This window comes from Ruoffia sp. FAM 26254 (genome assembly GCF_045528545.1).
GTDB classification, from domain to species: domain Bacteria; phylum Bacillota; class Bacilli; order Lactobacillales; family Aerococcaceae; genus Ruoffia; species Ruoffia halotolerans.
Map to the genome: position 1 here is coordinate 112,728 of NZ_JBGQQY010000002.1, position 11,494 is coordinate 124,221.

At 30.8% G+C, this 11,494-nt stretch carries 6 protein-coding genes; all 6 read right to left on the reverse strand.

Annotated elements, in window-relative coordinates; genetic code table 11:
* Nucleotides 1–2: 2 nt before the first annotated feature.
* The 6 genes from ACEN3Z_RS01345 to ACEN3Z_RS01370 all read right to left on the reverse strand — a co-directional run bounded on the left by ACEN3Z_RS01345 (nucleotide 3) and on the right by ACEN3Z_RS01370 (nucleotide 11,290).
* Complete coding sequence (locus tag ACEN3Z_RS01345) at nucleotides 3–1,829, reverse strand: AAA family ATPase (protein WP_407089260.1); 1,827 nt, start codon at nucleotides 1,827–1,829, stop codon at nucleotides 3–5.
* A gap of 170 nt (nucleotides 1,830–1,999) precedes the next feature.
* Nucleotides 2,000–5,062 carry a DEAD/DEAH box helicase family protein gene (locus ACEN3Z_RS01350; protein ID WP_407089261.1) on the reverse strand — a complete coding sequence of 1,021 codons (3,063 nt, stop codon included), beginning with the start codon at nucleotides 5,060–5,062 and terminating at the stop codon, nucleotides 2,000–2,002.
* 14 nt (nucleotides 5,063–5,076) lie between these two features.
* Entirely contained in the window at nucleotides 5,077–7,047 is a 1,971-nt protein-coding gene (locus ACEN3Z_RS01355) for a site-specific DNA-methyltransferase (RefSeq protein WP_407089262.1), read from the reverse strand.
* A 3-nt stretch (nucleotides 7,048–7,050) separates the two neighbouring features.
* Nucleotides 7,051–7,785, reverse strand: a complete 735-nt coding sequence (locus ACEN3Z_RS01360) for a DUF4391 domain-containing protein (RefSeq protein WP_407089263.1) — start codon at nucleotides 7,783–7,785, stop codon at nucleotides 7,051–7,053.
* Between the two features lie 6 nt (nucleotides 7,786–7,791).
* Complete coding sequence (locus tag ACEN3Z_RS01365) at nucleotides 7,792–11,043, reverse strand: helicase-related protein (protein WP_407089264.1); 3,252 nt, start codon at nucleotides 11,041–11,043, stop codon at nucleotides 7,792–7,794.
* 10 nt (nucleotides 11,044–11,053) lie between these two features.
* Nucleotides 11,054–11,290 carry a TIGR04540 family protein gene (locus ACEN3Z_RS01370; RefSeq protein ID WP_407089265.1) on the reverse strand — a complete coding sequence of 79 codons (237 nt, stop codon included), beginning with the start codon at nucleotides 11,288–11,290 and terminating at the stop codon, nucleotides 11,054–11,056.
* Nucleotides 11,291–11,494 lie beyond the last annotated feature (204 nt).

Genomic DNA, 11,494 nt, shown 5'->3' on the forward strand with positions numbered 1-11,494 from the left:
AATTACTCTACTATATTCAATAGTGCTTCATTGATTTCGTATAATTCATTAGACTCTTCTCCAATTTCATTTATGTAATTACCCGAAACCTCAATATGTTTAAGCTCCATCTGTGGCCAGTACAACTGGATTGGACTACCTTTATCTCTTATACTTTTACTTCTTTTAAAATCTTTAATTTCCTGTTTTGCATCGTTAAAATCTTGGATTGTAATTTCGTGGTTAAATAATTCAGGACTAAAGTAATTCTCTATTTCCCTTTTCCTAGTACAAATTGCTATATGACCGGATTTTTTATAAAGATTTATAGTGCGAACATTATCTGTGTGCATTGTTTCTTCTTTTTTATCAGAATCTAAAAATACGGCCCACGGGATGTTAAATTCTTCGATTATTTTAGTTTGAACCCAAAATTTCAAGTTGTTACAACCACCTGTAGGAATAATAGAAATTTTCCTATCATTAAAGTTTTCTTCACATATTTTTTCTTCTTTTAGAACATTTGATAAATGTTCTAAAAACTTAATATCATCTTTCCCTTCAACAAGAATTACTCCTCGCACATTCTCGTAAATAGGTTCAGGAAAAATTCCTAACTCTTTAGTGATTTCATCATAAATATTACTATCCCCCCCTTTAATTGAAACGATTAAGTCTTCTTTCTTTATAAGTCTTAAACTTTCCAATTCTATTAATTCTGCTAATGCAGGATTATGTGTGGTAACGAGAATCTGACAATCTTTTTTTTCAGACAATTTTTTTAAAGAAGCTATAAGCATTTTTTGTTGACTTGGATGAAGTGCAGTTTCTGGTTCCTCAATTGCATATATGATATTTGTATTTCTCTCATTATCATTTAATCTTCTTTCAGCTTCTGCTCTAAAAAAATTCATTAATATGAGCCTTCTTACTCCGCTACCTCTTTTATTCAGAGATATGCCATCATCTGAATTTATAGCTAACTTAAAAAGAGAATCAAATTTGGGCTCTGTTTTAAATTCAGGTTCTAAAGTAGCAGCCAGTGTTTCATCCATTTCTTGTAGCTTATCCAACGTTCTTCTTGCTGTATCTAGGGCTCTTTCTTGTACTATAGTTTTAATAATATTTATTTCATTCTCTACTGTACTTAAAGCTTGTTGAACTGCAATTTTCATAGGATCAGTTACTTCTACATCAGTGTCCAAACTATTTCTATCAGCTTGAAATAATGCAAATGCTGGTAAATAAGTTTCTATTGAAGTAAATATTTTTTTGCCATCAGCAATATCTACTTCAATTTCATTTCTAATTAACTCGATATTCGTGCAATCATTATAGATTGCATCTCTCATACTCACATTATTTCTTGCATCATATATATTTTTGTCTATATTTAAATATTCTGCCCGTTTCTTTAATTCTGTTCTTTTGAGACTTAACAAGTCATTATAATTTTGATTAATTGGATGTTGGCATACAATCTTTGTATTTGGCTTAGGTTTCTGAGTAGTAGCACTGAATTTCTTTTTAATTTCTAATAATCCATCACTATTCAACAAAAATTCTCTCTCTAATGTAGTTGTAGATGATGTATCTATAGATAAACTAGAAGGCAAATTATCAAAAACGCATGTTATTTCAATATCTCTGTTGTTCTCATCATGATTAATTGATAAATCTTCTTTCTCAATTATAACTGTTTTATTGTTAAAAAAAATTTCTAATGCTTCCATAATCGTAGATTTACCTACATCATTTTTTCCTAATAAGGCTGTTAAATTATTCAATTCTAATTTTGTCTCTTCTTTATAACCTCTAAAGTTTTTTATTTTTACTTCAATTAATTTCACTACAAACACCTCTCTAAATTCGATAGATTGTTATTAACAAGGTACTTAATACTACAGCACAAATTGATTACGCTTACAACCGATTCTGTTAAAATCCAATCTACTTATATAAACCTAATGAGAACATATAGCAACCCTCCTTTATTGAAGAGTTGCTATTTATGAACATATTAATGTAAATCATCTAATTTTGTAACAACCTCATAATCAATTCCTGTCTGAAGTGAATCAAAGTGTTTTTCACCGGCATTAATTTTTTGTCTTTCGGTTACTCTTAATGACATTCGATTCGTTGATCCTTTAGTCTCAGCAATAAAATAAATTCTATTTTCACCATCGACCTCTTTTACAATCGCCCAATCTGGGTTATATCCGCCTATTGGTGTATCAATTGTGAATTTGTCTGGTAGTTTAACATAAAACTTAATACTACGACTTTGATCCAATTCTTGAGCAAAATCTCGTTCAACATTAGAATCTGTTCGAATAAAATCAACAATAGTTTTATCTGAGTTGTTTATAACTTTATAATCAGTGGAACTTTCATCTACGTAAGTAGAACCTTGGCTCGTATCTCTAAAGATAAGATCGTTAAATTCTTCACCAGTTTTATAATATTCAATATTATCAACAATCATATTTTCTTTATGTTGATTTATAATTTTGGCTGCTTGCATCATATAACTGATTGGATTTTGTTTAAATTTACCTAAATTACCCGATTGAGTTAAAATTTCCACAATTGATTTTCGTGTTATTTTCGTTTCATTTTGTAAGTGCGTAATTATGTCAGGTAAAACATAGTTACTACTTCTTAGATACCCAGAATCTGTGGTAATCGTTTTATCATCAACTCTAAACCCAGCATCAGAAATATCTAACTTACCACTTGTATATTGATAGCTACGACCTCTAACCTCAATATCAATCATACCTTCAAATTCATTCGTACCATGTATAATATTTTGAATTAACTGGTCTGTATCAATATGAACTTTATAGTTCGTCTTGTACTTTATACGATTCCATAATTCTTCAAATTCTTGTGATTTTAATGCATTTTCGTTTAGTGTAATATCTGTTTTCTTAGAAGCATCTTTAATGTTAAGATCTTTAATTTTTGTATTTGCTATCTCTATAATTTGTTTTTCATAAGGTGCAAATTCTTCTGATAAAATAAGCTCTTCATCTTTAATGGCTTGTCTTAATTTATCCGTTGCCCGATTATTAGAGTTCACATAATCATTTTCTTTCAATTCTTTAACTAATTTTTTGGATTTAGTCTTCCCAAACACTTTAATATCTTCAGTCAAATTATCTTTTTCAACAATAATAGTCGCAAAAGTTTCCTCTTCAAAAATACCAAAACGGATTCCGTCTTCTTCATATTCGGATTGTAGGCTATCTGCAAACTCTTCATAACTTTCATTTGCCATCACTGTTAAAGTATTTATATCGAAACCTGATGTACGTTCGCCTTTTTGATCTACAGCTATTCGTAAACCACGTCCAATTTTTTGTCTCTTTGTGATTGTATCTTGAGTTTCTACTAGTGTTGCAATTTGGAATACATTCGGGTTATCCCAACCTTCTTTTAAAGCAGAATGAGAGAAAATAAACCGTATTTTATTTGCTCGACTAATATTCCCTCTCTCTTCGTCATAAAAAGTCAATAGGCCTTCTTTATCTTTCATAATAATTTCATAGGTTGTTTCGTCGGCAATGGTTCCCCCGCGCGTATCTTTTACACGATTTTTATTATCCACTGAAAAATAACCATCATGGACTTCATTGGTTCCAACATTTGTTTGGTGAAGTGAACGATAACGTGGTTGTGCAATTAATTTATTATATTCATCTTCAAATATCTGTGCATATTCACCAAGCAATTCATTTCCGTCCTCATCATACTGTCTGTATTTATCTACTTGATCAATAAAAAATAAACTCAGCACTTTAATTCCTTTAGGATTTAATAGCAATTCTTTATCTAGATGAGCTTTAATCGTATTATGTATCTGAATACGTTTGATGTCTAAGTCTTCTTGAATAGCAGCATTTAAAGTTATATAGCTTGGTTCTCCAGAAAAGTAGACCGCTTCTTGCCCAGGCGTTGCATCTATATCATTAATAAATCCTATTTTTTGATAAGCAGGGAGCCTAGTTTTCTTCTGCATATCATCGCCTTTACGGAAAGTTAGTATTTTTTTGCTAATTTTGCCTTTGGTTTCTTGATATACTTCCATTTTAGCTGTGATATTCTTTTTATGGTCCACTGAAATTAGGCGCATATACGCTTCATTACCATCATCATCTGCAGTTACACTCGCTACTTCAATTTGTTTAACTAATTCTTGATCATAAGCTTCAACGGCTCCTAAACGATAAAGTGTCGGATATGAAGTATCTCTATGTGTGGCACTATATCTAAATCCTAAAGAAGGTCTTAAATTATTAATGGCTTGTTTAGATAATGGCGTGTTATCTACAGATTGCGGTTCATCAATAATTATTATTGGATTTGTGGAAGAAATTAAATCAATCGGTCGATTTCCTCCAATTTGATCACTTTCACGATAAATTATATTTCTATTACCTTTATTATCTGTTTTAGATCCTGCTTCAGAACGAAATGCTTGAATATTAATAACCATAATATCGATATTTGATGATTGTGAATATTCTCGAACTCTTCCTAAGTTATTACTGTCATACTCAAAATAATTATAAATTACGCCATTAAACTCACGTTTAAAAAACTCTTTTGTCATTTCTAAGTTTTTTATTGTACCGGCTTTAATTGCTATAGATGGTACAATAATTGCAAACTTAGTGAAGCCATACTTTTGATGCATTTTTAAGATAGACTTCAAATAAACGAAAGTTTTACCAGTACCTGTTTCCATTTCAATATTGAATTGAGGGAAAGCATTATTATTTCCATACAATTCTTCTGATGGAGCTATTCCATTTTTTATTTGGACCTTGTTTATGTTTTGTAATAAACGTTCATCATCGATAATGATACGATTTCCTACTCCAATAGACTGAGTTTCTCCAAATAATTCAGTTTGATTTTCGGGTATTAAAGTAGTCTGTGTATCACCTATAGACATAGGGCCACTTTCTACAATTGTGAATTCTGATTTCCGGATTTGTTGTCCTTCAAGAGTATTTACTGCAGAATTAACAGCTTCATCTTGATAATCGAGTTGATCGAATTTAATTCTCACTAATGTTCTCTCCTTTAAATACTCATTAACTGTTCTTCATTAAATCCATTATTTTTAAGTATTTCAATAGAATTCAATTTTTCGTTGTCATTCTTAAATCCGTTATCATTAAAGACAACTGAAGGATTTTCATTTTCATATTCTTTTTGTTTATTAGCAATATACTTAGCCACTTCTTGAGTGATATTCTCACCTAAGACTATATAAACATTTCCGAATGCCACGTCGTATACAGTAGAACCCCCAACTGTACTCTCTGCGAAATGTATATTCAAATTCAATCCTAGCTTAAGAAGTATTTCATAAACGATGTCTGTATGAGAGCGTCCCTCAACAAAGTTATTTTCCATTGAAAACAATGATTCTTCGATATTTTCAGAATCAATGTTCCATTTTTGTATATTTGAATTATCCAACTTTAAATTTTTGAAGCCCACATCAATATTATATTTACTATTTTCCAGTATTTTTTCTCCAGATTTTTTGATTCTATCAATTCCTAATTCTGCTATAGTATCATATCCAGCATTTTTAGCATCACTATTATCTTCTGCAACTTCTGGTAACTGGATCATAATAAACTTACGATTCATATTATCCTTAGAATTCATATTCATAACCGTATGAGCAGTAGATGATGAACCAGCGAAAGCATCTAAAATAATTGCATCTTCTGTATGAGTATAGTTAAATAACTGTTCTAATAAACGTACTGGTTTTTTCCCATCATTAAATGCAACTTCTCCCTCATGCCTTATGTTGCCAAAGTCTCCACTAAAATCATAATAATTTGGGATTGGACTGTACTTGATTGATGTCCCTTCTTCGGCCTCTTCAAGTCTATCTGTTGGGACCCCTGAGAAAAATTTTCCTCTGATGTTACCAGGTTTAGATGGGCCTGTAAAATATCTATATCCTAACCCATCTTCTCCTATTCCTTCAACTTTGTATAAATAGCCATACTCATTATTTTTTTCAGCTCTTGGAGTAATATAACTATTTGAAAATTTTCCACTAGAATTCCCAGATATAACTGAGCCACTTGCCCAAGTCTCTTTAAGTAATTTTTCACTACCTTTTTTATGCTTTTTAATTTTCCATTCATTTTTTGGAAATATTATTGTATCTTTTCCACCTAAATTTGTATGGACTCCCTCTGTCAATTCTTCGATTTCATATATAAATTTATCGTAAGAATACTCTTGTTCTGGTTTTTTAGCAGTAAAATTTTTTTTGTTTTTTGCATAAATATAAACTTGTTCCACTACAGGTTGCCAATCATTCTTTTCATTTAAAGATTTATTAGAGTATCTAACCTGTATATACTGAGTGGATAATCGGTTATCTTCCCCAAATATTTCATCCAGTATTTTACGTAAATTATCAGATTCATTTTCGTCAATACTTATATATATAACACCATCATCAGTTAATAAATTTTTCATTAAAATTAATCGTGGATACATCATATTCAACCAATCCGTATGAAACCTTCCAGATGATTCAGTATTTGTTGCTAGTTTATTACCATCATCATCAACTTGACCGGTTTGTTTAAAATAATTTTGTAAATTATCTTTAAAGTCATCTTTATAAACAAAATCTTTTCCAGTATTGTAAGGCGGATCAATATAAATAATTTTAACTTTTCCAGCGTAAAATTTCTGGAGCAGTTTTAAAGCCTCTAAATTATCGCCCTCTATAAATAAATTCTCAGTTGTATCCCAATTCTTTGAGTTTTCTTTATTAGGTCTTAATGTACCTGTTGAAGGTTGTTGGGCTATTTTAATTGCATTATTTTTTCCATTCCAAGTAAAGGAGTACTTTTCCGGTTTGTCATTGACCTCATCACCTAAAATTAATCGTAGTTTTTCAAAATCAATTTGGTTTTCAGTTAAGACTTCTGGAAAAAGTTCCTTCAATTTATCTATATTTTTTTTAGTAAGCTCTAGAGTTTCTCCACTCATTGGTTTTAAGTCTGACATTTATTATTCTCCTCTTTTAGTGATCTGTTCAAGTTGTTTTTTCTTTTTATTTAATTCATATTGTAAAGGAATAATCTTGTTTATTTGCTCTTCTCTTTTAATTTCTATTTTTAGTCGATCAATATCTTTTTCTAATTGATTAATTTCATCTCGTTCATCCGCAGATAAAAGAACTGGTTTACTATTCTCTTGTGCCACAAAATTTAAAGTATCACCTAATATGTTTTCCTGTATCCATAGATATAATTCCTTAAAATTTCTTTGTGTAAGTTGATTTAGATTGATACGTTCAAACAGTTGATTCATTTCCTGTTCAGAATACTTTTTTGAAGAATATGATTTAGTAACCTTAACACTAGGCACACCATTAATCAGTCTTTTATCATATTTTCCGGTATGAATAGTTGAGTATTCTTCAAAGTTAAAGACAACAATTATAGGATAGGGGAAAATACGAGTTAATATATTGAATACTTTCTCTTCCTTATCCTTCTCACGCATATGAACATGTATAAAGAAAATTTCATTAAAATATTCAGCATCGGATTCATAAACAGCTAAGTTCGTCGTTTGTTCGTTTAAGATAGCTATTAAATAGATCGATTGAACGCTATCCTGTATCAAATCTTTATCCTCTGTTGTATTTAGCTGAGGATATATCGCGTTTTTAGGAATATTCGATCGCTGTTTTGATTTTACTGGAAGTTTTGTTATTTCAAATAATTGATCAATATCCATTCATCACTACTCCCTTATAATTAAAAATGAAATCAACTCAAAATCTTCTATCTTTAGATTATCTGCTGATTCAAAGTGTGTTCCTCCAGGTGCAAATAAGGATTGTATCCCCACTTCTTCTGTTTTTCCTTTAATTTCTTCAAGAGCTTGTGTGAGCAAATAGGAATATTCTTCCATATTTTTCCCTTCTTGAGTTTCACTATTAAATTGATCAACTAGTGATTGAAAAACAGTATTCTTACCTTTAGCTAACTTTTTATAAATACTTAATATTTGATTGGCATGTAAATGATTTAATTTTATTGAACCATCTTGTCTCATATAAATGACTAAGTAAGGATAAAGGCCTGTTGGTTCTTTATCTTCATTTGAAAGCTGTTTTAGCGTAAGGATAATCCCTGGTTCTGCCTCTTCTAGTAAGTCTGCATTCGTGATAGCATACATCCCGGTTGGCGCAGTTACGAGTTCTTTTTCAGAATTTTTTAAAGCCTCAGACAAATCAGATTTAAACTCATTATATGTTAAGTCTGTTACTGATATCGCTCCGTCCACGTCTTCTAAATCTACTACTTGTTCTTGAAGTTGCTGCATTTGTTTGCGACGATAATTCATATCGTTCATATCTTTTTTGTCCGCTTCCTCATTAATTACATCATCTTCACCAGTCGAAGATACATTGGAAAGAACCATTCTTCCACGGACTCGATTTTCTAGATTAATATATTCATCTAGTTCCATATTCGGCCAAAAATTGACTAATTGGATTTGAGTATTTTTGGAACCGATTCGATCAATTCGTCCAAACCGCTGAACCACTCGTACCGGATTCCAATGAATATCATAATTCACTAAGTAATCCGCATCTTGTAAGTTTTGTCCTTCAGAAATTGTATCAGTTGCGATTAAAATATCTATCTCTTCCGAAGCAGCCGCATCAATTTTATTCCGATGCTTTGATATTGGTGAGAAGTTAACTAAGATGTCTTCCATATTTGTTACTTTAATGCCTGACATATTTGTCTTATTCGTTCCTCCACCTGTTATCAAAGCAGCATTTAAGTCATGTTTATTTTTTACATAGTCTGATACATGTTCATATAGATAATTTGCGGTATCCGCAAAGGCTGTAAATATCAATACTTTTTTATTTCCTTCATTAATAGGATTTTTAATTTTATTATCAATTAGTCGAAGCAAATCGTTTAATTTTTCATCTCTAGTAGGTGTTACTGACCTTGCTCCTTGCTGAATTTGTTTTAACTTCACTAAATCTTCTTCTAAATCCATCTTCCAGCGATGAAGATCCATGTCACCTAAAAGTATTTTATTTTTTTTACCCACTGAATAGTCTTCAAATGCTGTCTCTAATTCTTCATCATCATAATTGATTAAAGATGGTAATTTAATTTCATTATTTTGACTTTTAGAAATCACTTCAAGGATATTTTCAATTTGAGTGACCATTCTCGAAACCGTCAATGTAAATGAATGAACTGAACTTTCTAATCGTTTTAATAAATTTACACGAATAAGCCCAGTTAAACTTGTTTCACGATCTTCTTGTCTAAATACTCCTCTTGATGTTTGGGTATCATAAAGATCTTCATAACGAGCCTTTCGAGTCGGCAGTACATAAGCCATCTGTTGGTATATTGATAAATTTAATGATTTAATTTCATCATTAACCTCTTTTATTGATGAAACTTTTTTTTGGATATCGATATCAGACTTAATAGAAATGGGTTTTAATCGTTTTGGAAACTCACCAATTTCTTTGGTATTGTAATACTTGATAATATGCTTACGACTACGAGCAATCGTCAATAAATCTAGTATTTTAAAGTACCCAGGATTAACCATTTCAAGAAATCGGCTTGTCGTTCTTTGTTTTTCTTCTAAACTCGACCATTCATTATAACGCGCTTGTGCTAACCTTAATTCATTATCAAGATCATCTATTCCGTATGCGTCTAACGCTTGTGGGTTATCATTCGTTATAAAAGCTATTTGATTCTTCAAATCATTCATTCGATTGTTAACAGGTGTTGCAGATAACATAAGCACTTTAGTATTGACACCTTTTTTAATAATCTCTTCCATTAGTCGTTCATAACGAGTCATGCGATCATCTTTAGTCGGATTATTATTTCTAAAGTTATGCGACTCATCAATAACTACTAAATCATAGTTTCCCCAATTAATTGTTTTTAAATCAATATCTCCTGAAAATCCATCGTATCGGCTTAAATCCGTATGATTTAATACATCATAATTAAAGCGATCATCAGCTAATACATTACGAACATCATTTTGTGTATAGACGGTCCAGTTTTCTCTTAACCTCTTAGGTGCTAAAACTAGAACTTTATCATTTCTGAGTTCATAATATTTAATTACAGCTAATGCAGAAAAAGTTTTACCTAACCCAACAGAATCTGCTAGAATAGCACCATTATATTTTTCTAGTTTACTTATTAAGCCAACTACACCGTCTTTTTGAAAATCATAAAGTGTATTCCAGACAGATGTTTCTTTGAATCCTGTACCTTCTTTAATCGTGCTCTTTTCATCTAATTCATCTAATTGATTATGAAAGACGTGGTATAAGGATACGTAATACAACCATTCTGGAGTGTTCTCTGAAGATATACTAGACAACCTATCTATAATTTCATCCGTATGTGTAATTACCGAATCATTATCGTTCCAATTAACATCAAATGTATTAGAGAATGATTGCACTATATTTTGATCACCTGTAATAGCTGTTAGCTGTGCCAAATTATTGGAAGGTTGAGTGCCTATTCCGTCAGATGAAAAATTGTATATAGTAGGCAAAAATACATTTTTATCTCGTGATCGTTCATTTTCCAAGATCAATTGACCAGGTAAGTTTTTTCCAGGTTTCAAAATCTTAAAATTTACTTTATTTTGAATTAATGTGTTAATAACTCTAGCTATATAGGTAGAGTTCATATTGTTTTTTAGCGTAATTTCATATTGATTCCCAGATATACTTTGATTCTGTCGGGCAATCTCATATCTTTTTGAAAGTGATTCCTCATCAATACTAAATTTATCCTCAGTCAAAATAACTTCGAAGCTTTTAGCACGCCTGATTTCTTTTAGCAAATCATAAAAAGCATAGATCGAAAATTCACCGACAGTAAGCTTTAACTTCGTATCTCTATCGATAACTCCTTTTAGAAAATTCAAAAGTGTGTCATCGCCCTTATTTTCAATAATAATATTTTTCATAATATTTATCCTAACTTTTATTAATAATATTTGCTACGACGGTTAAACGATTTTTCCCGCATTGTTGTTTAAGTATTGTAGTAAAATCATCATTTTTTATTATTTTGCGTTGGTTATTCTTATAAATCATAATTATATTTTCTTCTAACTCTTCATCTGTTAGATTATCTACCCAATATTCATCAACTATTTCATTAATAACAGCTGCAACTTCCCGTTGGGTACGGTAATATTTCTTCACTTTCACAGAATCACCTCTGTCATATTTAATTCTTACTTTTATTATACTTTAGATACACTTAATTATCCATTTCTTTTTAATACCGCCGATTGTAAAATTAAGCTAGACAACTAAAACAGCCATTTGTGGTACACTCAACTTGTAATTCCGACCAAAGAATACAAAGGAGTGACCACAAATGACCTACACCCATCTTACCACGGATGAACT